General features: G+C 47.6%; 15 protein-coding genes. 13 read left to right on the plus strand and 2 right to left on the minus strand.

Going from position 1 to position 26978, the window contains the following annotated elements; all coding sequences use genetic code 11:
- The first annotated feature begins 268 nt into the window (after positions 1-268).
- The 11 genes from ACE04G_RS22235 (at position 269) to dnaI (ending at position 21676) form a co-directional block, all read left to right on the plus strand.
- On the plus strand, positions 269-2098 hold the full coding sequence (locus tag ACE04G_RS22235) for a sensor histidine kinase (RefSeq protein WP_397376257.1): 1830 nt from the start codon (positions 269-271) through the stop codon (positions 2096-2098).
- 1 nt (position 2099) lies between these two features.
- Positions 2100-3614, plus strand: coding sequence for a response regulator transcription factor (locus tag ACE04G_RS22240; RefSeq protein WP_221821010.1), 1515 nt, complete (start codon positions 2100-2102; stop codon positions 3612-3614).
- Between the two features lie 281 nt (positions 3615-3895).
- Positions 3896-5368: an ABC transporter substrate-binding protein gene (locus ACE04G_RS22245; protein ID WP_036605779.1), complete on the plus strand. Its 1473-nt coding sequence runs from the start codon at positions 3896-3898 to the stop codon at positions 5366-5368.
- A 77-nt stretch (positions 5369-5445) separates the two neighbouring features.
- A complete protein-coding gene (locus tag ACE04G_RS22250) occupies positions 5446-6375 on the plus strand; it encodes an ABC transporter permease (protein WP_036605780.1) in 930 nt (309 codons plus the stop codon).
- Between the two features lie 23 nt (positions 6376-6398).
- Complete coding sequence (locus ACE04G_RS22255; RefSeq protein ID WP_221821009.1) at positions 6399-7319, plus strand: carbohydrate ABC transporter permease; 921 nt, start codon at positions 6399-6401, stop codon at positions 7317-7319.
- Between the two features lie 36 nt (positions 7320-7355).
- Entirely contained in the window at positions 7356-9710 is a 2355-nt protein-coding gene (locus ACE04G_RS22260) for a glycoside hydrolase family 3 N-terminal domain-containing protein (RefSeq protein WP_221821043.1), read from the plus strand.
- A 4-nt stretch (positions 9711-9714) separates the two neighbouring features.
- A complete protein-coding gene (locus ACE04G_RS22265; protein ID WP_221821008.1) occupies positions 9715-12930 on the plus strand; it encodes an alpha-mannosidase in 3216 nt (1071 codons plus the stop codon).
- A gap of 255 nt (positions 12931-13185) precedes the next feature.
- Entirely contained in the window at positions 13186-14505 is a 1320-nt protein-coding gene (locus ACE04G_RS22270; RefSeq protein ID WP_074096344.1) for a glycoside hydrolase family 125 protein, read from the plus strand.
- Positions 14502-17681: a beta-galactosidase gene (locus ACE04G_RS22275; RefSeq protein WP_221821007.1), complete on the plus strand. Its 3180-nt coding sequence runs from the start codon at positions 14502-14504 to the stop codon at positions 17679-17681. Before ACE04G_RS22270 ends, ACE04G_RS22275 begins: the two co-directional genes overlap by 4 nt.
- Complete coding sequence (locus ACE04G_RS22280; RefSeq protein WP_221821006.1) at positions 17678-20461, plus strand: alpha-mannosidase; 2784 nt, start codon at positions 17678-17680, stop codon at positions 20459-20461. The genes ACE04G_RS22275 and ACE04G_RS22280 overlap by 4 nt, the downstream gene beginning before the upstream one ends.
- 264 nt (positions 20462-20725) lie before the next feature.
- Positions 20726-21676: a primosomal protein DnaI gene (gene dnaI / locus ACE04G_RS22285; RefSeq protein WP_076319793.1), complete on the plus strand. Its 951-nt coding sequence runs from the start codon at positions 20726-20728 to the stop codon at positions 21674-21676.
- A 128-nt stretch (positions 21677-21804) separates the two neighbouring features.
- On the opposite strand, the gene ACE04G_RS22290 is transcribed toward dnaI, so the two are convergent.
- Positions 21805-21960: a hypothetical protein gene (locus tag ACE04G_RS22290; protein ID WP_017692450.1), complete on the minus strand. Its 156-nt coding sequence runs from the start codon at positions 21958-21960 to the stop codon at positions 21805-21807.
- 262 nt (positions 21961-22222) lie between these two features.
- Here ACE04G_RS22290 and trxA point away from each other — a divergent pair, with 262 nt between their 5' ends.
- Both trxA and uvrC read left to right on the plus strand, forming a co-directional pair.
- On the plus strand, positions 22223-22540 hold the full coding sequence (gene trxA / locus ACE04G_RS22295) for a thioredoxin (protein WP_017692451.1): 318 nt from the start codon (positions 22223-22225) through the stop codon (positions 22538-22540).
- 472 nt (positions 22541-23012) lie between these two features.
- Positions 23013-25100, plus strand: coding sequence for an excinuclease ABC subunit UvrC (gene uvrC / locus ACE04G_RS22300; protein WP_221821005.1), 2088 nt, complete (start codon positions 23013-23015; stop codon positions 25098-25100).
- Here the strand turns inward: uvrC and ACE04G_RS22305 are convergent.
- A complete protein-coding gene (locus ACE04G_RS22305; RefSeq protein ID WP_221821004.1) occupies positions 25069-26766 on the minus strand; it encodes a CPBP family intramembrane glutamic endopeptidase in 1698 nt (565 codons plus the stop codon). The genes uvrC and ACE04G_RS22305 overlap by 32 nt on opposite strands.
- Positions 26767-26978: the final 212 nt, after the last annotated feature.

Genomic DNA, 26978 nt, shown 5'->3' on the forward strand with positions numbered 1-26978 from the left:
AATTCAATATAAGTTGAACTAATCATTTACACGATAACGGAGAGGACAGAAGAAACCTGAAAAAGCGAAGCGTTCGCCTAAAAGCTTTCTGAAAGAAAGCTGCATCGGAAGCATACGCTATCACCGGATTTTCCCTTAAGAAAAGGGAATCGAAAAAATCTGGGGATAACAGCGATTGGAAGGTTATTCTGTCATCGTAGTGTCAGTGTAAGTAATCTTTAGTTCAACTTATATAGTCAGGAAAACAGCATCGGAGGGAACATGCGAATTGAAAATTGTTAGCGTTTACAATAATTTCTTCAAAAATAATATGTTTATGAAAATGCTCCTGATCTTTTCGATGATATCTATTGTCACGATCATTACGTTATCTTATATCATCTTCCTGTCGGTGTCCGACTCCACGATTCGCCGGGAACTGGCGATCCAGAAAGCGGCGATGGAACATGTGGATCGATACATTCATCAGCAGTATGAATCGGTACAAAACATGGTGAGGGACATGCATCAGAATGAGGCGCTTTCCGCCAACATTACTTACCTGATGAATCATTCGTACGCTGAATATGTTCAGCACATGACCAATGGATATTACGCCAACCAGGACGACTATTCGGCCGATGTATTGAAACATTTTCAGAACATTATGGATCGCAATTCGCAGATTAATCAACTCATGTTGTATAGCGCCGAGCAGCAGGATCTGTCTACCTTTAATCAACACAAGCAGTTCCGCAAGCTGGACGCGAATGTGGCTCATTCCTATATTCCGGACGTGATGGCGATGGAAACACCCAATATCAGTGCACCCAATTACTGGATTCGCAAAGAGATTAATCAATGGGACCCTGCGCTCTATTCCATCCGCGTACCAATTAACAATACACAGACTCTTCGGAATCTGGGCCAATTTCTTGTTTTCTTTGACTCAGAAGGAATCGGTAACGCTCTGGATAACTACGAGAGTAATCTCAAGGGAGAAATCGTGGTGTTATCGGCGAAGGGGACAGTGTTATTTGACTCCAACAATCATTATTACGGGAAGAAGTACCCCTACGTGAATGTGGCCGATTCGCTGTTTGATCAGACGGATATGGATTCAATGAAAAAGGAGCAGAACATGTACGTGAACAAGTTTGTCTCCGCGGATCAGGGTTATGTGGTCATTGGTACCGTTCCGGTGGAAGAGATGGCTGAAACCTATGCGGGCATTCGCAATACCATCATCTCGATCAGTATTGTGTGTATTCTGTTTGCCGTGCTGGTTCCGGCGTTTTTCATTATTAACTTTGCCAAACGAACCCGTCGAATTATTCGCTTTACGCAAAAAGTGAAATATGGCAACTTGACGGCTCGCATCGACGACGCACGTGATGATGAACTGGGGCAGATCTCACATAGCTTCAACGACATGCTGGATGAGCTGAATCTGTATATTGAACGGGTCTACAAAGCCGAGATCAAACAGAAGGAGACCGAGCTGGTCGCATTACAGGCGCGCATCAACCCTCATTTTCTCTACAATACGCTTGAAGTGATTCGGATGAGGGCGATATCCCAAGGGGCGAGAGATGTTGGCGAGATGATCTATAGTCTATCCGTATTGTTCAAGAGCCTGGTACAGCAGAAGAAAAATTATACGCTGAAGGATGAGATGGAAGCTTGTCGATTGTATCTGGAGTTATTCCGAATCCGCTACAAGGATATTTTTATATACACGATCCAGATCGACGCTGCTTATTATCAGCACCCTGTGGTCAAACTTTCGCTGCAACCTATCATTGAGAATTATGTTGTACACGGCATTCAGACAGAACGTTCGGATAACCGATTATCGATTGTTGTGGAAGAGACAGATGATGTGGTGCAAGTGGAAGTGAAAGATAATGGCAAAGGCATTGATCCGGCACGCCTGTCGGAAATCCTTGAAGAACTGGAACGTCCTGAAGAGTCTGGTCAGATGTTCGGGCTGCGCAGTGTCCATAGTCGATTGCGCTTCCTGTATGGACCAGAGTTCGGTATCACCATAGAGAGCACCCTCGGAGAAGGAACACGAATCAGGGTGCGTTATCCACATACAGAAGGGACAGGTGTGTAATATGTACAAGGTGTTTATTGTGGACGATGAGCCATTCATCATTGAAGGTTTATACGATATTGTGGATTGGTCTTCATTTGGTATGGAAATTGTGAGCCATGCAGGTAATGGGCAGGCAGCGTTACAAGCGCTCTCCACTCAGCCTGTGGACATTCTGATCACGGATATATCCATGCCACTCATGAATGGTCTTGACCTGATTCGGGAAGCAAGGCGAGTGCAACCTGAGATCAAGGTCATTATCCTGAGTGGTTTTAATGAGTTCGAATATCTGAAGGAAGGCATGCAGCTGGGGATCGAAAACTATCTGCTCAAACCGATTAATGTGGAGGAACTGGAATCCACGCTGAGCAACACGGCGTCCAAGCTGGATCATACGTTATCACCTCAAGCCGATGATGCGTATGGTATCCAGATTCTAAAAGATAACATTCTTCATCGATGGCTTACGGGACAGATTGCAGCTACCGAATTTGAAGAACGTGCCCAGTTTATGAACCTTTCGCTAGATGCACCTTACGTTGCTGTGGCTGTCTTGCGGGACAAAGGGCAGACAGCTGGCATGTTTGAACGCGTTGAGGAAATGCTGAGAGACAAACGCCATTTGAACGTATTTCATGATATCGATGGAGACATCGTCATTATTGCCAATATTCAGGGTACGAGTGACGAGGAACAGGAGCTAATGGATGGCCTTCAGGCATTATCTGATGCGATAACCCTAACCCATCCGGCGGCACGCATTGGAGCAGGCAGATTGATGAAAGGGTTATACCATGCGCCGACCAGTTATGCGGAGGCCAAAAAAGCACTCCAGTATGTGATGATTTATCCCGACCTTAAAGTCATCGACCATGCCATGCTGGAAAGGTGCGGAAATTCAACGGCGACCTTTTTCATTGAATGGAGGGAGTATGCCAAACTCATTCTATCCCGCAATACAGAACAACTTGCCGACCGGATTCGCATGGATTTTGAACAGCATCGCGATGGGCTTACACCTGGGGAGTTACAGAATACCGCATTGGAAGTTGTGATTCGCTTCAAAATGGAACTGGAGAGCATCAAACACTCGGATGAGTCTGCCATATACCAACAAGGGCTTCAACTTGTACTGGACAGTGGCACTTTTGATGAACTCGTGCGGGCACTTCAGCAGGTTGGGTCGCAGACGATCCAATCCCTATTGCAGGATCTGAAGAATCCGATTGTGAACCAGGTGCTTCAGCATATCGACAAACACTACGCAGAAGAGCTTTCCCTGAAGCTGCTGGGTGCCCATTATCATCTTCATCCGGTGTATTTGGGACAATTGTTCCATAAGGAGACCGGGGAGACATTTGCCGAATATATCAACAAATACCGGATTGAACGTGCGAAGGAGCAACTACGTAATTCCAATCTGAAGGTACATGAGATCGCCCGAAATGTAGGGTATTGGGAGACGGGGTATTTCTATAAACAGTTCCGCAAATATGTAGGGATTTCACCGACTGATTTCAAGGTGTTTGGTTAATTCGGTGACGGGTAGATCCAACCATGCGGACAGAGAGCCAAGAGACATATCGGGAACAGGAATGGCATGGATGAAAATCATGGCATACGTTACCCGGCATGTCTCTTTCATGTAAGCGATTTATTTAAATAGGTACAAAATAGATGCCCAAGGACGATTTCTCTTTAATTTGTACCTCGAAAACTTAAGTTTATCTTCTTTTTGTAAATGCTTTCATTCGATAAGGTTAAAGCAGTTAGTAAGTAGAGCCTAAGGGAACACGAAAAGGGAGGATCAAAGAAATGAGTAAACAAAGAAAACGCTTCTCACTCGTTCTTGCATTGTTAATGGCCGTTACACTTGTTCTTAGTGCCTGTGGAGGAAGCAAAGATGCTTCAGAATCCGGGGGAGCTGGAGATGACGCGGTAGAGTTGATCTGGTATACCATCGGTACCCCTCAGAAAGACGTCAATAAAGTGATGGAAGAAGTGAGCAAGTATACCAAAGAGAAAATTAATGCCACGGTAACGATGAAGATGGTTGACTGGGGTGACTACCCGCAGAAGATGCAGGTTAACGTAGCATCCGGTGAGCCAATGGACATTCTGTTCACTTCTTCTGGTGGATTCGATTATGTACAAAATGCCAGAAAAGGTGCATTCCTCGAACTGGATGACCTGCTTGCTGAATACGGTCAGGATCTTACCAAGACCATTGATCCTGCATTCCTCAGCGGTTCCAAGGTAGATGGACACAATTACGGAATTCCAGCCAACAAAGAGCTGCCACAACAAGAGGTATGGCGCTTTAACCAAATGTTGGTTGATAAATACAAGCTGGATATCTCGGGCGTTCGTACGTTAGACAGTCTGGAGCCTCTGCTCAAAACAATTAAGGAAAACGAGGCAAGTGTAACACCATTTGCCATGGATAAAAACTATGTTCCTTACGTGCCTTATGACTATGTCATTCAGAATCTGCCGATGGCAATCAAGCTGGATACAACAGACTATAAGCTTGTAAACATACTGGAAACACCTGAAATGAAAGAAGCACTTACCACGATGCACAAATACTACAAGGCTGGTTATGTGTCGGCAGAAGCGGCAACAACAGGTTCCACGAACGACCTGACAACATCGGGTAACTGGTTCCTGGATCGTGCACAGACTCAGCCGCTCGCGGACAATCAATGGTCTGCAAGTTACGGTTATCAAGTCGTTTCCACACCTGCAAGTGAAGCAATTATAACAAATACATCTGTACAAGGTTCCATCATGGCCATCTCGGCGAACTCGGAATATCCGGAGAAAGCGATGGAATTCCTGAACCTGCTCAATACAGATCCTGTGCTGCGTAATATGGTGGACTCCGGTATTGAGGGCACACACTACAAAAAAGTGGATGACACACATATGGAAAATCTGCCTGAATCGAAAAACTACGATATGCCTTCATACTCCCTTGGGAACAACATGCTGCTCTATCTGAACAGCAATGACCCGGATAACAAATGGGATGAGTTCAAGAAGTTTAACGCTGAAGGTGTCAATTCCCCGATCCTCAGCTTTAACTTTGATGCAAGCAATGTATCGTCCGAACTGACAGCGGTACAGAACGTGAAAGAGCAATATTGGGCAGCACTGATGACAGGTACACTGGACCCGGCAGCCAATCTGGATCAAGTGATTGAGAAGTTCAATCAAGCCGGACTGGAGAAAGTAATGGCTGAAGCCCAAAGCCAGCTGGATGCCTGGAGAGCGGAAAACAAGTAACAGTACATCGTAAGGATCGGGCGGCTGCTTATCGCGTCCGGTCCTTTTTCATTCAAGCCTGAAGGAGGATATCCACAATGACTACATTTTTGAAAAACCTGATTAGAAACCGAGTCATGCTGCTCATGGTGCTGCCAGGCGCCATCTGGTTCTTCTTCTTCTCCTACTTGCCACTTGTGGGCACAGTGGCTGCTTTCAAAGAATATCGATTCAGCCGTGAAGGGTTCTGGGCAAGTCTGATGAAGAGTGAATGGGTTGGTTGGGACAATTTCAAATTCCTGTTCAGCACAAGTGACGCATGGCTCATTACACGCAACACCCTCTTTTATAACATCGCCATTATCTTCCTGGGACTGGTATTTGCTGTGGCATTGGCAATCCTGCTCTCGGAACTAGTGAATAAACGACTCGCCAAACTGTATCAAACCGGCATGTTTCTGCCGTATTTTCTATCCTGGGTTATCGTTGGTTACTTCGCTTTCAGCTTCTTGAGCATGGACCGCGGGATGTTGAATCAGATTATCGGCTGGTTTGGGATGGAACCGATTCAGTGGTACTCTGAGGCAAAATATTGGCCGTATATTCTGGTATTCGTAGCGTTATGGAAAACCATCGGGTATAGCAGCGTTGTCTATCTGGCTTCCATACTGGGGATTGATAAATCACTCTATGAAGCAGCCATGATTGATGGAGCAAGCAAATGGCAGCAGATTCGTAATATTACGATTCCGTTGCTGTCACCCATCATCACGATTATGACCTTGCTGGCAGTAGGCCGCATTTTCTATGCCGACTTTGGACTGTTCTATCAAGTCCCAAGGGATTCGGGAACGTTATACTCCGTGACCAATGTTATTGATACGTATGTATATCGAGGTTTAAAAACTAGTGGTGAGATCGGCATGAGTACAGCAGCGGGATTGTATCAATCCGTGGTGGGCTTTGTGCTTGTTATTATCTCCAATTATGTTGTTCGCAAAGTAGATAAAGACAGTAGCCTATTCTAGGACAGGGAAAGGAGTGAACCACTATGGCTCAAGCAAGGCTCGTTAAAAAACGCGACTTCCACCACGTATCCAACGGATGGAACGTGATCATGAACATCATCGCCGGTCTATTTGCTCTGATCTGTGTATTTCCTTTTATATTTGTAGTTATCATCTCGTTTACAGACGAGAAAGCACTGGCCCGTGATGGGTATCGTCTGATTCCGGCAGAATGGAGTCTCGCGGCATATCAGTTTGTCTGGCAGAGTGGGGACACGCTGCTGCGGGCGTATGGAGTTACCATTCTGGTGACGGTACTTGGTACCATCATCAGTCTGATTCTCATGTCGCTGTATGCGTATGCGATCTCCCGCAAGAGCTTCAGGTATCGGAGATTTTTCTCCATCTTTGCAATTCTGACCATGCTGTTCAACGGCGGGATGATTCCAACCTATATGGTCGTATCCCAGCTGCTTGGATTGAAAGATACGTTATGGGCACTGATTCTGCCGCTGGCGATGAATGCCTTCTATATTATGATTCTGCGTACATTCTACTCGACTAGTGTACCGGATGCAGTCATTGAATCGGCGAAAATTGATGGCGCTGGTGAGTTCTATACCTTTATGAAAATCGTGGTTCCACTTTCCTTGCCGGGACTGGCAACCATCGGGTTGTTCAGTACACTCGGTTACTGGAATGATTGGTTCAATGCGTTATTATATATCGATAATCCGAATCTGGTACCGCTGCAATCCATGCTGATGCGGATCGAGTCGAGTATCCAGTTTATCCAGCAGAACTCTGCTAACAGTTCGATGAGTCTGGCAGCCATGCAGTCCATTCCGCAGGATACGTCCCGAATGGCGATGGTTGTGCTTGCTACGTTGCCGATTATATTCGCTTATCCGTTCTTCCAGCGTTATTTCGTACAGGGTCTGACGGTGGGCGCGGTCAAAGAATAACCGGATCACGTTATAGGATTGGAGAGATGCAGATTGATGACTTACAAGGACCAAAGCAAATCCGTAGAGGAACGGGTACAACACCTGCTTAGCCTGATGACTACGGAAGAAAAGGTAGGCCAACTTACGCAGCCATTTGGCTGGCAAACATATACGAATGATCAAGGGAACATCACGTTAAACGAATCCTTTAAACAGCAAGTGGAAAATGGGGGCATCGGCTCCCTTTACGGTGCGCTTCGGGCAGATCCCTGGACTGGCGTTACACTGGAAAATGGACTGTCTGCCAGAGAAGGTGCTGAGGCGGTCAATCTGATTCAACGTTATGCAATAGAACATTCCAGACTGGGGATTCCCATTCTGATCGGGGAAGAGTGCTCGCATGGTCATATGGCTATTGACGGAACGGTCTATCCAGTTCCTCTTTTATTGGGGAGCACCTGGAATGTGGATTTGTATCGGGAGATGTGCCGGGCAGTAGCACGGGAGACACGTGCTCAAGGTGGTGCGGTCACCTATTCTCCGGTACTGGATGTTGTGCGTGATCCGCGCTGGGGACGTACGGAGGAATGTTTCGGTGAAGATCCGTTTCTCATTGGAGAGCTGGCAGTTGCTTCCGTAGAAGGGCTTCAGGGTGAAAGTCTTGACCGTGGAGATACAGTAGCGGCAACGCTGAAACATTTTGTTGGTTATGGCAGCTCGGAAGGTGGACGTAATGCAGGGCCTGTACATATGGGCTGGCGCGAACTGCTGGAAGTGGATCTCTATCCATTCCGCAAAGCGGTGGAAGCTGGCGCTGCGTCGATCATGCCAGCGTACAACGAAATTGATGGCACGCCTTGCACCGTGAATACGGAATTGCTGGAAGATGTACTGCGTAAGGATTGGGGCTTTGACGGTCTGGTCATTACGGATTGTGGTGCGATCAACATGCTGGCAAGTGGGCATGATGTCGCGGCAGATGGAATGGAAGCTTCCGTACAGGCGATTGAGGCAGGCATCGATATGGAGATGTCCGGTGAGATGTTTGGGCAATATCTGGTGCAGGCGGTGGCAGAAGGCAAGCTTGATGTGCAGGTTCTGGATCAGGCTGCTTCTCGCGTGCTGGCGTTGAAGTTCAGACTGGGCTTATTCGAACAGCCTTATGTGGATGCAGATCGTGCAGCAGAAGTGATTGGCAGTGAAACTCATGTTGAGCTGGCACGCCAGTTGGCAGCGGAAGGTGTTGTACTTCTCAAAAATGAGGCTGACACGCTACCTCTATCGATAGCAGATGTGGGCCAGATTGCCGTGATTGGTCCTAATGCAGACCAGGCTTACAATCAACTGGGCGATTACACATCTCCGCAACCGAAGTCGAAAGTGGCAACGGTACTGGATGGGATTCGCAGTAAGCTGGCTAATCATGTGGATGGGCAAACGGAGAAGAGTTCTGTTGGTGCTTTGACTGGTGACAGCAGTACAGATCAGGTTCTTTATGCACCAGGCTGCCGGATCAAAGGTGATTCGAAAGAAGGATTCGAGCGTGCCCTTGAAGTTGCCAGCCAGGCAGATACAGTCATTATGGTGGTTGGTGGCTCCAGTGCACGTGACTTTGGAGAAGGAACGATCGATCTGAAAACGGGAGCTTCCAATGTGTCCGATAACTCCTGGAATGATATGGAGTGTGGCGAAGGGATCGACCGGATGACGTTGGGTCTTGCCGGAGTACAGTTGGAACTCATTCAGGAGATTCACAAGCTCGGCAAAAAACTTGTCGTTGTTTACATTAATGGTCGTCCCATCACTGAACCTTGGGTGGATGAACATGCCGATGCAATTCTGGAGGCGTGGTATCCGGGCCAAGAGGGCGGGCATGCCATTGCAGATATTTTATTCGGTGATGTGAATCCATCGGGTAAATTGACGATCTCCATTCCGAAGCATGTCGGTCAGTTACCGATCTATTATAACGGCAAACGGTCCCGAGGCAAAAGGTATTTGGAAGAGGATTTGGAGCCACGTTATGCATTTGGATACGGACTGAGTTATACCACATATGAGTACAGCGAACCGAAGCTGAGTTCTTCGTCCATGACAACTGATGATTCAGTTAAGGTATCGGTGAATGTGACCAACACCGGCCGTTATGCAGGTGCAGAAGTTGTACAGATGTATATCTCTGACGTGGTCAGCTCACTAACTCGTCCGGCCAAGGAACTGAAGGGGTTTGCAAAAGTGAACCTGGAGCCAGGAGAGACACAGACCGTGGAATTCCGAATCGGAGCCGAGCAACTGCAGTATATTGGTCGTGATTTGAAGCCTGTCGTTGAACCGGGACAATTCCATATTCATATCGGCAGCAGCGTTAACGATACGCAAATAGCCGAACTGACCGTAAGGGAGGCGTAAGACGTTGGAACGTATCAGACGATTTATTCGCGAGTTGTCCGAACATCAGTGGCTGGAGCAATTACAGCTGCGCAGCTGGGATATTACCCGCGCTTATTATAATGTGCCAGGACAGTATGAGGATCAGGGTGAGTACCCCGAAGGGAAAGATTTTGAGCGTTTTCCGAGCAAACAGGGAACGACTTATTTTTTCAGAACACGTTTGGAGATCCCTGCTACATGGCAGCAAGCAACTTATGGGCTTGTATTTGAGACAGGCGGAGAAGGCTTGCTTCGGGTAAATGGGCACTCTTATCAGGGTCTGGACCGCAATCATACCTACGTCACGCTTGATCCATCCAAAGTTGGAACCAATCCCGAACTGGAGATCGAGATGTTTGATCCGGTACCTGAACCTATAGACCCGTTGAATCAACAGGCGGTTATTCAGCCACCGATCACATCAATTACGAGCCTGCTGGTGAGACCCAATGAAGCGGTTCGTAGTCTGATGTATACCGTCATTATTGTGCGTGATTCGGCTGTGTTGTTACCGGAAAGTGACTTTCGGCGGGTTCGCCTGTTAGAACTGGTATATCGTGCGATGGATCAATTTGTAGGCATGTCAGCAGAAGAGATTGAGCAGGGAGAGGGTATTTGTCAGATTGAGAATAATCTGAAGCATCATGTGCGTGAGATTGGCGGAAACGCGGAAGGTCTGGAGCATATGGTGGGACAGTCCCATATTGATATTGCCTGGCTGTGGCCTGTACGTGAGACGGTACGCAAAACGAGCCGTACCTTCTCCACTGTAGATGCACTCATGAATGAATATCCGGACTATGTTTATTCCCAGAGCCAACCCTTACTATATGCGTTTCTGAAGAAGCATGATCCCGAGCTGTACGCGCGGGTGAAGCAGCGGATTGTAGAAGGCCGCTGGGAACTGGTGGGCGGCATGTGGGTTGAGCCGGATCTGAACATCCCGAGCGGGGAGTCCCTCATTCGCCAGATGTTGTATGGTCAGCGTTTCTATATGGAGGAGTTTGGCAAGACATCACAGATTGAATGGCTGCCGGATACATTCGGGTATTGTGCCTCCCTGCCACAGATTTTGAAGCATGGCAATGTGGAATATTTCATGACAACAAAGCTCGGATGGAACGACACAAATGTGTTTCCATACGATCTCTTCCACTGGGTGGGCATTGACGGCACACCGATCCTGTCTTACCTCAATCATGGTGTTAACGAGCATACGTTGCCGAAGGACATTCATGATCACTGGCAGTCCTACCGTGAGAAAGCGGCTCATCCGGAGCATATGCTTCTATACGGACACGGAGATGGCGGCGGTGGCGTAACACGCGAGATGCTGGAGTATGTGAATCGCGCAGACCTGATGGTTGGACAGCCTGCGAGCCGATATAGCACAGCTGGAGCTTTCTTTGCCGGGATTGAAAAGGAGCAACCTGTACTGCCGAAGTGGCATGGGGATCTGTATCTGGAGTTACATCGGGGAACCTACACGACCCATGCGCGCAATAAGCGTAACAATCGGAAAGCGGAGGTTCTGTATCGTGAAGCCGAGCTGTGGAATACACTTGCTCTTCCAGATATGGAGGCAGATGCAGAAGCTGAAGTGCGTTCAAATCTGCATGACGGCTGGAAATTAATTTTGCTGAATCAATTCCACGATATTATTCCGGGATCGGCGATTACGGAATCCTACGTCACTTCGAATGAAGAATATGTACAGGTATTTGAATTGGGCAGAACCGGACTGGATCAAGGCATTGCAGCATTGACTACGGGTATCAACACAGAGGGACCGGAAGGTTCATTAGCCTATGTTGTATTCAACAGCCTGGGCTGGAAACGGAGTGCAGTTGTTCAATTGGCTGTGCAGGATAGCTTGGATCGCTACGGCATCGATGAAGAAGGTCAGCGCTTGCGGATGGATCGGGAGGATGGCAGCATGTCTATTCTCGTGACAGACATTCCGGCGTTTGGATATAAGACGATTTGGCTGGTACCGGAAAATACAAGGGAAACGAATGTACGGGAAATGACGACCCTTGCCGCACAACCAACCTTTAATGATACATGGGATACCGCCTTTTATCATGTGCAATTCAATGAACGTGGGGAGATCACCCGTCTGTGGGATAAGACCGCGGAGCGTGAGATGTTGAAGCCGGGTGAACGAGGCAATCAGCTTCACTTCTTCCACGATCGTCCAACCCTATGGGATGCATGGGATATCGACAGTCGTTATGAGGAACAGATTGCTGGCGAAGTGGAACTGTTGGAGAAAAAGCTGGTGCTGGCGGGTACAACGAAGGATATCCTGCGTTTCCGCTGGAATCTCCATCAATCGGAAATCACACAAGATATCGTCTTTTATCATGACTCACGGCGAATTGATTTTCAAACACAGGTGAACTGGAACGAAAATCACAAACTTCTGAAAGTTGGCTTCCCGATTGATGTGGTGACCTCCAAGGCCACATTTGAAATTCCATTTGGCGCACTGGAACGTCCAACACATCGCAACACAAGCTGGGAACAAGCGCAGTATGAAGTCTGTGGACATCGCTTCGCAGATGTGTCCGAATATGGATACGGCGTGAGCCTCCTCAATGACTGCAAGTACGGGTACGACGTGCAGGGAAGCACTATTCGTTTGTCCCTACTGCGTGCACCCAAATGGCCGGATCGCACAGCCGATCTGGGAGAACATGAATTCACGTATTCCCTATATCCGCACGACGGAGACTGGAGAACTGCACACACCGTACGTCAGGCAGCTGAGCTGAATCATGAGGTGACGGTACAGCAGGTGAACCAAAAGGGTCAGATACAACAAGAGCAACAGATAGAGCAGGTACAGCAGAGGGAAGAAGTACAGCAAAGCACAGGGACTGGAGTTGATCCAATTGCAGATGCAACTGCAATTGCGGCACCTGTACGTCCAGCAACAGGCTCCTGGATTAACTTTAATAGTAACCATGTTATTCTGGATACCGTCAAAATGGCAGAGGATGGACAAGGCACCGTGCTGCGTTTCTATGAATCCTCAGGCAAACGCGAAGACATCACATTGCAATGGCCACATGCCTTTGAGCAAGCCCATCACTCCAACGCACTCGAAGAACCGGTTCAACCACTGGCCCATACCAATGGCCAGATTACACTATCTTTTAAACCTTATGAAATACAAACCGTGCTACTGCGGTAAACCTTTTTGAAATATTTTTGAGCTATACATGTTCAACTAAAAATTTACACGATAACGGAGAGGACAGAAAGAATTCGAAGAAGCGAAGCGTTCGCCTTTATCCCCAGATTTTACCCTCTAGAAAAGGGAATCAAAAAAATCTGGGGATAACAGCGATCGGAGGATATTTCTGACCGCGCAGTGGTCCCGTGTAAATTTTTTGTTTCATCCTGTATAGCTACACCATTCAATTTGTTTAAGGAGTTGCACTCATCCATGGAACAGTTCAGATTACCCAAAATACCCATGCCGCCTGTTGCTTTGCCACAATCCATTCAGGCCGTGCTCGAAGAAGCGGAACAGAAGCTGGCTCACCGACCGAAGCTGCTTCAATTATTCAAAAACTGCTTCCCCAACACTATCGAAACAACAACCAAGTTGATGGAGGACGGTACCACTTTTGTTATCACGGGAGATATTCCGGCTTCCTGGCTGCGTGATTCCGTGGAGCAGGTAGTACATTACATTCCGTTTGCAAAAGAAGACGAGGACCTGCAACGCATTATTGGCGGGCTGATCAAACGTCATATCCAATATGTTCACATCGATCCGTATGCCAATGCCTTCAATGAGACGGCCAACGACTGGCACTGGAACACCACGGACGAGACCGAGATGTCACCTTGGGTGTGGGAACGCAAATTTGAGATTGATTCATTATGTTTCGTTGTGCGCCTGGCCTATTTATATTGGAAGGAAACCGAGCTAACTGACATTTTCGATTCAAGCTTCAAAGCAGCGATGCGTAAAATCGTTGACCTGTTCAAAGTCGAACAGCATCACATGGAACAATCTCCATATCGCTTCACTCGCAATAACGGTATCCCAACAGATTCCCTGCGCAATCACGGAAAGGGTATGCCAGTCAATTACACGGGTATGATCTGGTCCGGTTTCCGTTCCAGTGATGATGCGTGTGATTTCCACTACAATATCCCTGGCAACATGTTCGCGGTTGTAGCTCTGCGCCAAATGCAGGAGTTTGCCGAGTGGGTGTTCCGGGATATGGAACTTTTGCAGGAATTGAAGGATCTGGAGCAGGACGTGGATCACGGCATTCAGTTGTACGGGATTTATCGTCATCCGGAATTTGGACCGATCTATGCATACGAGACGGACGGTTATGGCAACCACTGTCTCATGGACGATGCCGGTACACCAGGATTGATGTCCATTCCATATCTGGGTTACGTCACAGCGGATGATCCAATCTACCAGAATACCCGCCGCTTCGCTCTGAGCAAAGAGAACCCATTCTATTATGAAGGCAAGGTTGCCAAAGGGATCGGAAGCCCGCACACACCACCAGATTATATCTGGCATATGGGCTTGTCCATGCAGGGACTGACTGCGCAGTCTGCCGAGGAGAAACTGGAGATTATTCGCATGCTTGAAGCGACAGATGCAGATACAGGTTATATGCATGAAGGCTTCCACGCTGATGATCCGACGATTTTTACACGAAAATGGTTTGCATGGTCCAACAGCCTGTTCTCCCAGTTGGTCTATAAATCCATGAAGGATGGCCTGTTATGAGTATCCAACCTAATGATAAAAAGCTGATTATCCTCGCTGACTCTACGTTTCCATTGGATGGTACTTTTCCAACTGAGCAGGCTCTGAATACATGGAAAGCAGTAGAAGAGATCACCGTTGTAAACGCCGAAGAACTCGCAGAGACTTTGAAGACTACAGCAGGTGAAGGATGTCTGGTGAATCTGCATGCACCCTATTTCCCAAAATCCGCCTGGACGGAGATTGCAGCTTACTTGCATCAGGGCGGAAGCCTGATCAGTGTTGGTGGTGCGCCCTTTAAACGTCCGGTTCGATATGAGAATGGGGCATGGGTCGTAGAGTCGGAGCAGACCGCATATCACCAGGAACTCTATATTCATGAGGCACTGAACGTATCTTCTGCCAATGTGCAATCGTACACGTCATCCGAACAGATCCCGCTTCTCACTGGGAAAGAAGGACTGTTTGAGAAGGCAGATACATGGAATCTGGTTCCACATACAACCAAAACAAGTGATCTGCCTCATCAGATGGGTTCATCCGGCCCGATGAGTACTCAGATTTACCCATTACTTCGTGGCATGAGTAAGGATGGACGCAGTGTCGCCGCTCCGGTCGTTCTGTGGGAGAATTCCCGCGGGACTTTCGTTGGTTCACGCTGGATGTTTGTGCATCTGCCGCTGACCACCTCATTCTGGACGCAGGATGGAGCTGACGAGATTGTGAAGTGGGCGCAATTCTGTGCGCAAGGTGTAACCGAGTTATCCCTGAAAACAAATTATGCTTCGTACGAACCAGATGAGCGGGCTGTTCTCACACTGCAAGGCCAGATTTTACAGCGTGCAGGCAATAGACTTACCGAGTCCGAGCTGTGGACGTTTGACATTACGGTCGAGCATGAGGATCGCACAAGTGGCATGACAGAGAAGGTATGGAGCCATCGATTGGAGATGGAACTTTCCGGTGAGCAGTGTTTCGAACGCATACTTCTCCCGGTTTCCATTGAAAGTGGGCTGTATCGGATCATATGCCACGCGCAGGCACCTGACGGGGAAGTTCGGACCTTGCGTCAAGGCTTCTGGGGACAAGATGCAGCACTGCTGGCAGAAGGAGAAGTGATTAGCCGTAGCAGAGATTATTTTGTAAAAGACGGACGTCCTCTGCCTGTTGTGGGCATGACCTACATGACCTCCGATGTGGCACGGAAATTTCTGTTTTTGCCAAATGCGGATGTCTGGGACCGAGACATGGCTCAGATGGCAAAAGCCGGCATCAACTGGATTCGGACGGGAATCTGGACCGCCTATCGCAACATGATGCAGGTGGACGGACATATGGCAGAGGATGTGCTTCGTGCCATTGATGCATTTATTTTAACGGCGAAACGCCACGGCTTACAGGTTACGTTCACTTTCTTCTCCTTTACACCGGAGACATGGGAAGGCACGAATCCGTATTTGGACCCGCAGAGTGTCGAGGCTCAGAAACGTTTTATCCGCAGCATCGTAAGTCGTCACACGCACACAACGCATGTGGACTGGGATCTGATTAACGAGCCATCGATGTTCGATCCAGTACGTATCTTCTCAGCTGGCCCACGCTCGGCGAGGGATTCGTATGAACAGCAGGCTTTTGTCGAGTGGCTTCAGCAACGTCATGAGACGATTGAAGCGTTGCAGGAGGCATGGAACATGTCGCCGAAGCAGCTCCCCAACTTTGCAGCCGCGGTGATCCCGGAGGCGGAAGAGATTAATTTTGATGTACAGGACATGCACAAGGCCAAAAAAGGAACACGCTGGCTTGATTATTGTCTTTTCTCCATGGAAATGCACAATGTTTGGGCAAGAGAGCTTGTAGGTACGATCAAGGATCTGGTGCCGAATCATCTGGTCACCGTGGGACAGGACGAAGCCCTTGGTGCGCAGCGTCCTTCACCATTCTTCTATGAACGTGAAGTGGACTATACAACGGTGCATTCCTGGTGGTTAAACGATGATCTGATCTGGGATGGCATTTTCGCTAAAACGCCACATAAGCCAAATCTCATTCAGGAGACGGGCATCATGTATGTGGAAACCCCGGATGGACGAGCCAAACGTACGGAAGAAGAGCTTCGTGGCATTCTCGAACGCAAGTACGCCTATGCGTTCTCGACAGGCGGCGCAGGAGCGGTGCAATGGATCTGGAACACCAACTTCTATATGGATAATGCCAATGAGTCTCATATCGGAGCCCTTCGTGCAGATGGTACGGAGAAGCCAGAGGCGGATGTGTCTTATGATTTTGGCCGATTTATGCATGGCATTCGTGATCTCTTTGAAGACCGCGAGCTTGAGGATATTGCAGTGGTGTTCCCGTATTCCAATGACTTCTCCAACCGTGCCCTGGCCTATGATGCCACAACAAAGCTTACTCGTGTGATGTCCTATGATCTGAAATTGCCATTCCGTGCATTATCCGAATATCATCTGGAAGCGCTGGAGCAGCAGCCACCGAAGCTGATTATCGTGCCGAGTCCACACAATATGGACAGCGATGCACTTCAACAATTGCTCACGTTTGCAGAGAAAGAAGGCGCGAGCCTGCTCATCACTGGACCACTGGGGCTGGATGCGTACTGGAAGGCAACTGACCGTGCAGATCATATTGTAGGCAAACGCAGTCTGGGTAACGTACAGCGGGAAGAACTGCTGAATATTAATGGCGTGAATCACCGGGTGACCTATGGACGGCGTCGTATCGCCGAGGTGACAAAGGAGACGTTGCTTCATGGGGATAATGGTACAGCAGATGAAGTACACGTTCTGCCTTTGGGCAAAGGGAAATTAATCTGGACTCCACTGCCGCTTGAGTTAAACGGACGGGACGAGCCACTAGCTGAATTATATCGTTATGCGACTGAGATTTCGGGCATCGAACAGGAGTTGGAATGGATATCTGGCGGAGATATCGCTGGGATCTACGGCCGGCAGCTGAGTTTTCCAAAGGGAAATCTGTATGTATTTGTATCGGAGTTTGCCTTGAACCATGAAGTTCATGTGAGAGATCAACGTACAGGTGTATCGTACTCGTTCCAATTGGAGAAAAATCGTTCCGTGCTGTTTGCCACGGATGCTTCCGGAAAGCTGACTGCGGTGTATCGCCCGGATGAGGTTGAGATTGTACAACAAGACGAAAGAGGTGGGATAACACGATGACTAAGAAAAAGAGAGCACATATTATTTCGCATACCCACTGGGATCGGGAATGGTACTTGCCGTATGAGAAGCATCATATGCGACTCATTCAGCTTGTCGATTCACTGTTGGATCAGCTTGATGAGGGATCGGACTACAAAAGCTTTTATTTAGATGGACAAACGATTATCATCGAAGACTATCTTCAGGTTCGCCCTGAGCAGAAGGAACGACTGGAGAAACATATCCGCAATGGGCGGATTGTGATTGGACCATGGTACATTTTGCAGGATGCGTTTCTGACGAGTGGAGAAGCCAATGTGCGCAACATGCAGGTTGGACATAAGGACGCTAAACGTTACGGCACACCTTCGAAAATTGGTTATTTTCCCGATACATTTGGATTGGTCGGACAGACTCCGCAGCTGATGCAGCAATCAGGCATTGATAATGTGTTCTTTGGTCGTGGTGTGAAGCCTACGGGATTTAATAATACGGTGTCGGATGCCGGATATGAATCAAGCTTCTCGGAGTTGATGTGGGAAGGACCAGACGGATCAAAAGTGCTTGGTGTATTGTTTGCCAACTGGTACTCCAACGGAAATGAAGTTCCGGTAGACGAGGAATCGGCCCGCAAGTTCTGGGAAACCAAGCTTGCAGACGCTGAGAAATATGCATCAACGAATGAGTTGTTGTACATGAACGGATGTGATCACCAGCCGATTCAACGAGACCTGCCAGAAGCCATCCGTATGGCTGAGCAATTATATCCCGATATCGAGTTCATTCACTCCAACTTTCCAGATTATCTGGAAGCTTTGAGAGCATCGTCTGAACATGAGTTGTCCACGGTCAAAGGTGAACTGCGCAGTCAGCGTACTGATGGCTTGGGAACTCTGGTGAACACGGCCTCGGCTCGTGTGTATCTGAAACAGATGAACCAGCTAGGCCAGACTATGCTGGAAAAAGTGGCTGAACCCTTGGCATCCTACGCCTATCTGCTTGGACATGCCTATCCACATGATCAATTGACATATGCCTGGAAAACGCTGATGCAGAATCATCCGCATGACAGCATCTGTGGATGCAGTGTGGATGAGGTGCATCGCGAGATGGTGACACGGTTTGATAAGAGCCGTCATGTGGCAGAGGCGCTGATTGAAGAGAGCACCAGCCAGATTGCTACAGCTGTCGATACCTCCATATTTGAGCGCTACGGCGAAGGTGCCCGGCCTGTCGTGGTATTTAATACAACGGGGTGGGAACGCAGCGGTGTAGTTCAGATGGAACTGGACGCGGCTCGGTTGTATTTCCGGGATGGATATACATTGGAGGAAATGGCGGCACAGATGAAAGCCGTTGACCTGTCAGATCGCATACTGGTAGATGAAGATGGTAATCACATTCCATGTACGGTGGAGGATCTGGGTCTGCAATTTGGCTATGATCTGCCAGATGATCGCTTCCGTCAGCCGTATAGCTGTCGGCGCGTTCGTATTCGTTTTGAAACAGAGCATGTAGCCGCATTTGGCCTGAAAACCTATGCGTTGGTCAACGTTGCGGATGATGCTAAGAGTGGTACTCCGTCGAAAACGACTACGCTGTTGCGTGGTGAACGTGGCATGGAAAATCAACATATGATCGTCACGATTGCAGACAATGGTTCATTCACACTCACAGATAAACGAACAGGTCGGACTTTTAAAGAGCTCGGCGTGTACGAAAATGTGGGCGATATCGGCAATGAATACATGTTCAAGCAGCCAGAGAACGAAGTGGCGCGAACAACACGCGAGCTTCAGGCAGAGATTCGGGTCCTTGAGAATACATCATACTTGGCCTCATTCGAAGTGATCCATCATTGGGAAATACCGGAGTCTGCGGATGAGATGCTGGATCAGGAACAGCGGGAACTGATTTATTATCCACATCGCAAAGCCCAGCGTTCAGCGAAAATGACTCCACTTCAGATCCGTACAGTGATATCGCTTAGTCGTAGTGGAAAAGGTGTCCAGGTGGAGACAACCTTCAACAATCAGGCGAAGGATCATCGGGTGCGTGCTCTTTTCCCAACGGATCTTGTATCTGCTGTTCATCATGTGGATTCCATGTTCGAAATTGCAACACGTGATAACAAGCCTGCACCGGAGTGGCAAAATCCAAGCAATACACAGCATCAACAGAATTTTGTAGATGTAAGTGAACAAGACGTCGGATTGGTCGTTGCCAATCTGGGCCTGAATGAATATGAAGTCCTTCAAGATGGACGTAACACGGTTGCCGTAACGCTGCTTCGTGCGGTTGGCGAACTCGGAGACTGGGGTTTGTTCCCTACACCGGAAGCACAATGCCTTGGTGAACATACATTTCAGATCGAGATCATTCCGCATGATGGAAATGGTGCAGCATCAGGTGCATATATCGAGGCCTATCAGTTCCAGGTTCCTTGGACGCTGGCACAAACCGAAGTACACCCGGGTTATCTGACACCTAGTAACACACCATTTGCATGGCAAGGAGACGGATTGGCGTTTTCTTCACTCAAGGTAAATGAGGATTCCGGTGATGTGATGCTACGCTGGTTCAATATGACCACCAACTCTGCCACGTTAAATCTTGCTGCATCACAGGCGAATCCACAGCCATTCGAAACGGCATACAAGAGCAACATCTTGGAGGAAGAGGGCAAAATGCTCCATTCTCACAGCATAGAAGAGGCATCGACATTATCATTTGCCAGCAAGGAATGGAACATACAGACAGGTTCATGCGAGATCATCACTGTTGGCTTACGGCTCTAATAAAGGTTGTTCAAAAGGCCGAAAAACAGACTTTTGACCACGCACTAAAAGGTACCGGACTGCAAGTGTGCTCTAAACTAGGCATTACGTACGGTGGTGGAAGGGTTACGCTATTTACCAGATGTATCTGTTGAGTTATTGGTTGTTTTTCTATAGAATGAACAGTAGAATTGCTAATGATCGAAAGTTCCTATGCCATCAAGATGGCCATGGGTACACTTCAATTGTTCATTCTATATTGAAACATTAAGGGGGCTTGAAGCCATGGAATCCTTGGGAGGACTGCTTCAGCAGCTGAACCCTGCCTTTCGTGAGCAATCGCGGCGGATTGCGGCGGAATTGATGGAAAATCCGTACGTACGCGAATTCCGCGCAGGTCATCCTGAACTGCAAGATGCACAGCTCATGACCGATCTGAGCAAGCTGTTTCAGTACGCCAAAGACTCTAAGAACTGTGCGAATTGTCCGGGACTCGACAACTGTCCTAACGATTTTCAGGGCCACTTTTGCAAACTGGAAGTAGAACATTTTAACGGTAAACCCGAAATCATAGATATAAAAGCGCCTTGTTCCAAACATATCGCCCGGCAAAATGAACATATCATTAAGCAACGCATTCGCAGTTTCTATGTGGACGAGCGTGCGCTCAGTGCTGGATACAACGACGTGGAGATTATGGGCAAGGATCGGATGCGTGCTCCGGCAGTGAATCAGGTGCTTCGGTATATTAGGGAGACCAAGGAGAACGGATTATCTCCGCAAGGACTGTTTCTTGAGGGAACTTTCGGGACGGGTAAGACGTTCCTGATGTGTTATCTGCTGCATGAACTGGCGGTTGCAGGGCACACGGGTGTCATTATCTATATGCCTGACTTTGTGGAGGATCTGAAATCCATGATTAGTGAAGGGCAGAAGCTGAAGGAAATGACGGATATTTTGAAAAGCTGTGATCTGCTCATTTTTGATGATATTGGGGCAGAGAATCTGAACCCTTGGGTTCGGGATCATGTGATGGGGTCCATTCTGAACTATCGGATGAATCGCAAACCAACGTTCTATACGTCCAATTACAATCTGGATGGGCTTGAAAAACACCTGAGTTTCACCAATCGGGATGGCGAGGAAATGAATAAAGGTCAACGTTTGATGGACCGGATTCGTCCATTCGTGGATGTCATCTCCGTTCGGGGTGAGAATCAGCGTGGCAAACGTTAAACCGGTTAGCTTTTGGTCTGATTTACAAAATGTTCTTCTTAAACGATAAGTAGTCCCAAAAAAAGCCTGGCTTTCGCATTGTTGCGAAAACCGGGCTTTTCTGGTCCTGCGTGAGACCTGTGAGTGTCCTATTCGGTGAGGAATTTGAAGATAACCATACCGAAAAAAATCACTGTCATGAGACCGGCCATGCCGGCAACACCCGCGATCAGATCAAATAGATCGTTCCGGGGTTCCTCGTTCACATGTTCACGCGGGTCGCTGATCCGCACATTTGCATCCATGTTATTGCCTCCTTATGGGGAAACAGCTTGCCCTTATGGGGGCTGAAACCCGGAGTAATTTTAGTATACTTGGAAAAGAAAGCGTTTGTAAAGATTTTGCAGTTGGTATGCCATATCCTCTAATTGTGAAGATTTGATGTTGGGAAGATGAACATTGCAGCGTTCAATTCACAAGTTTGACGTACCTGTGTTATACTGGAAGTGTCGTTCACGACGTTACAGGTTAAAATAAACCGTAAGTATATATAAGGAGGACAATTTCATGGCTATTGTTAACGTATCCGATCAATCCTTCAACGCTGAAGTAGAAGGCGAAGGAACGGTTCTTGTTGATTTCTGGGCGCCTTGGTGTGGTCCTTGTAAAATGCTCGCTCCAATCCTGGAAGAGCTGTCCACAGAAGTTGGCGATGCAGTGAAAATTGCTAAAGTTAACGTGGATGAAAATCCGGAATCTGCTTCCCGCTTTGGCGTAATGAGCATTCCAACTTTGATCTTCTTCAAAGACGGTCAACCGGTAGATAAAGTGGTTGGTCTGAACTCGAAAGATGCGCTCAAAGGAATTATCGCAAAACACCAATAATTTACAGGCTTACACATACGCCTCCGGTTTACATGCCGGGGGCGTTTTGCGTCGAATACCTTTATATAGGGCAATATAAAGTAAAAATATTTTTTATACTTGAATGTAGAGTACAGAACCGATCTGGAGAAGCGAAGTGCTCGCGTTTATCCCGGATTCATCTCTGATATAGTTGGAACTATGTATTTACACAGTAACGGAGAGGACAGAAAAAACCTGAAGAAGCGAAGCGTTCCCCTTTATCAACAGATTTTTCCCTTGAGAAAAGGGAATGAAAAAAATCTGGGGATAACAGGGATTGGAAGGTTGTTCTGTCATCGTAGTGTCAGTGTGAATTATCTTTAGTTTCTTCTTATAGAAAAAGGTGACTCAGAGACAATACGATAACGGATTGGAAGACGGTACTGTAATCAGAATGGCTTAGTGTAACCTTTTATTTATACTTTTTTCGGGAAGGAGGATTCACCGAATTATGGATCAATTCATGAATGATTTGCAGGATCAGGAGAAGGCATTGGAGCAGATTCGCCACAAGCTCGCTTTGCTGCCAGACATGTCTGGTTGTTACCTGATGAAGAACAGTGAAGGCACCATTATCTACGTAGGTAAGGCCAAAGTGCTGAAGAACCGCGTACGCTCTTATTTTATCGGCAGTCATAATGGAAAGACTCAGCGTCTGGTGTCTGAAATCCGTGATTTTGAATATATCGTGACGGGCAGTAACATGGAAGCACTCATTCTGGAGTGTAACCTGATCAAAAAACATATGCCGCGGTATAACGTGTTGCTCAAGGATGATAAGACATTCCCATATCTTAAAATTACAAATGAAAAGCACCCCCGTCTGGAAGTAACCCGGCGTGTGCTGAAAGATAAAGCCAAATACTTCGGACCTTATCCGAACTCGTATGCGGCACACCAAACGAAAAAATTGCTCGACCGCATGTATCCACTGCGCAAATGTGGTGTAATGCCCAAAGAAGTCTGCCTGTACTATCACATGGGACAGTGTCTTGCCCCTTGTGTGAAGGAAGTGGAGAAGGAGCAGTACGACCAGATTTCACAAGAAATTGGTTCATTTCTGAGCGGCGGTCACGAAGAGATTAAGAAGGATCTGCAGCGTAAGATGCAAGAGGCTGCGGAGGATCTTTATTTTGAACGGGCCAAGGAACTGCGCGACCAGGTAATCGCCATCGATGCGATGATGGAAAAACAGAAAATTACGATGGCCGATGCCAGAGACCGTGATGTATTTGGTTTTGCCATTGATAAAGGCTGGATGTGTGTCCAGATTCTATATATGCGTCAGGGTAAAATGATTGAACGTCACGTATCAACCTTCCCGTTTTACGGTGAGGCGTACAGTGATTTCATGTCCTATGTAACACAGTATTACAGCGATAATCCGGCATTGCCACAAGAAATTTTGTTGCCGGAAATGCCCAAGGATCTTGCAACGGATAACGACAGTTTGGATACGGGTTCTGATGCTGATGGATCGGTACCTGCCGCAGTTACGGTGGAGTTCGATCAGACGGGACAAGTGGAGCACAGTTACGCTTCCCAGCCACTGGTTGCTGAGACTCGTGCAGCTTACGGAGGTTCCGCTGAGGCAGAAGGTGAACAACCTGACAGTATGCAAGAGGATGCTCCAATAACGGATACAACTGCTTCTACTGAAAAGCTTCCATCAGGACTGGAAGACCCAACTCAGGTTGCTGCTGCTTTACAGGAGTGGTTGGAGATCAAAGTGCTCATCCCGCAACGTGGATTGAAACGCCAGATGATCACCATGGCCGTGGATAACGCACGTGTGGCATTGGAAGAAAAGTTCCGTTTGATTGAGCGAAATGAAGAACGGACATCCAAAGCTGCCGAAGGGCTGGGACGTTTTATTGGATTGGATCAGCTTCACCGTATTGAAGCGTTTGATAACTCGAACATCCAGGGTACAAACCCGGTATCTGCCATGATTGTATTTACCGATGGTAAACCGGATAAGAAGGAATATCGGAAGTACAAGGTTCGTTCGGTTGAAGGGCCGGATGATTATGAAACGATGAGAGAGGTCATCCGTCGCCGTTACGAGCGAGTATTGAAAGAAAACCTGACCCAGCCTGACCTGATTGTGGTTGATGGTGGTAAAGGACAGATCTCGGCTGCGGTCGATATTTTGGAAAATGAGCTGGGGCTGTTTATTCCGGTATGTGGTCTGGTGAAGGATGCGAAGCATAAGACTTCACAGTTGATGATCGGTAATCCACCAGAAGTGATCTCCCTGCCTCGGGATAGCCAGGAATTCTACCTGTTGCAGCGGATACAGGAAGAGGTCCACCGTTTTGCGATCTCGTTCCACCGGGAACAACGTGGCAAATCGATGGTGACATCACGTTTGGATGCCATTCCGGGTATTGGAGAGAAGCGGCGTAAGTTGCTGTTGAAGCATTTTGGCTCTTTGCGCAAAATAAAAGAGGCCAGCGTCGAAGACTTCCGGCCTCTATCTATTGGTGACAAACTGGCAAATCAGATTATTGCAGCACTTCGTGATGAGGAGTCGTAACATACGGCTTCTCTTTTTGTTTTGGATTGAATTTGTAGACCACATATCCAACGATGGCCGGCAGTACAATCCAGAAGAGTCCGGCAGCCATATTCAGGGCATCGCCCATAAAGACCAAGCTGAGTCCCATCAGCAAGCTGTCGAAGATCACATGGGCAAATACAACGGCAATGAAGCCGTGACGCAGCATGATCAGACTGAACAGCAATCCAATCACCATCAGTTCAATGGGACGAGTGATTACTGGATAGATCGGATACAATGTGTGTCCAAGTGCCCAAATGATGGTTGGGATCAGACAGGCAATAAACGTGTTACGCACAATCTTTTGCATCATGCGAATGCCGAACAGTCGATAAACAGTTTCTTCACCAATACCGGCCATCCAGGCCATGATCGGGAAGAGCCAGGCATAGGTCATATTAAATGTAGATTGATCTGCTGACGTCGTTGACCATGTGCCGATGCTTCGCTCCAGAATGAAGAACAGGATGGATTGAACACCCAGTAGAATGAACGCCCACAGGTAACCAGCAACCATGCTGTGAAGTACATATTTTCCATATCCGGGTTCCTTGGCACGAGGCCATGGGTTCAGACCTATTTTACGCCACATGCCGTCACCAGCAACGAGAGACAGATAGATGGTTGCACTCATAACCAGTGTAATTCCTGCCTGCATTAACATCAGGAACGCTAACATGAAGCTGGAAAGTCCTTGTGCCTGAAAGAGTGGAATCATGTTCAGTGTACCAATTACTGAAGCTGCGAAATACACCAGCGAGAGAATGATTCCGCGTTTGAAAGATGTATGTGCTCGGGTCAGAATGCTATAGATGATTGCCAGCACGCCCAGAACAAAGGTCAGGAATGCATAGCCGCCATAAGTCATCCAATTGGCCTGACGTGTTTGATCTTTCACATAATCGGTATGGGATTCAGGGACCGAGAAGCCAGGATCGAACGATCGTACCGCACCCTCTTCAAACGTAAAGTTCAGTTCAAGCTTGGAGTCTCCGATGGCTTTTGCAGAATCTGTATACTTCAGTCCCGCTTCACCATCGCGAGTCTCCAGTTGAAGTGTAGGCACTTCATAACCGAATTCGGTCAGAACGCCAGCCGCGAGCTGTTGTTTCTCGTCCAGAGATATATTGCCTTCAGCAAGTACTTGCGATGTGGTCACTCGTCCACTAACCTGCTCCGCCTCAATGGCGGTATAGAGGGAAGAAGGCAGTTCCCGTTTGAAGCCGACTACTTTTCCTGTTTTCATATGTACGTCAACATTAAGATAACCGCCTTTGTGTTGATCAGGCAAACGAACGCGGAATACATCGTAAGGATAGCTAGTTTCCCATTTCTGGTTATAGGTATCAAGTTGTTTGGTTTTGGCCATATACCCGTAGATATCGGAATGTGTCTGGTAGGTTACCAGAGTTTTTTCATCATCATTTGGCAGTGAATAGTCATTCACAGAAGCTGCGAATGATCGTGCGGATTGCTTCGCCTGCTCCTTGGTTATGAAGGAGGTGGACGGAATTTCTGTCGTTTGTGATGAGGTAGCTGGAAAGATCTGAAATACAAAAAATAGAATCAGGCCAATCGCCGCAAGCAACCCCAGCCGCTTGAAGTTAGCCTTGAGTAGCAAAGGCTGCCCTAAGGGATTCATGTAATGGTGTTCCTCCTTAATCTAATATGGATATTAAAGTTAACATAGCACAGGGCAAGCACCGAATGCCAATGATGTAACGAAAACAGGTGTAAATCCTTGAAAATGAATGAAAAGGACCGAAAGAATCTGATCCATCCGTCGCCATATCTGAGTTCTTCCCTTTTTGGCGGAATTCGATGCTATTTACACAAAAAACGTTTTGTCTACAA

The organism is Paenibacillus sp. AGC31 (assembly GCF_057334655.1).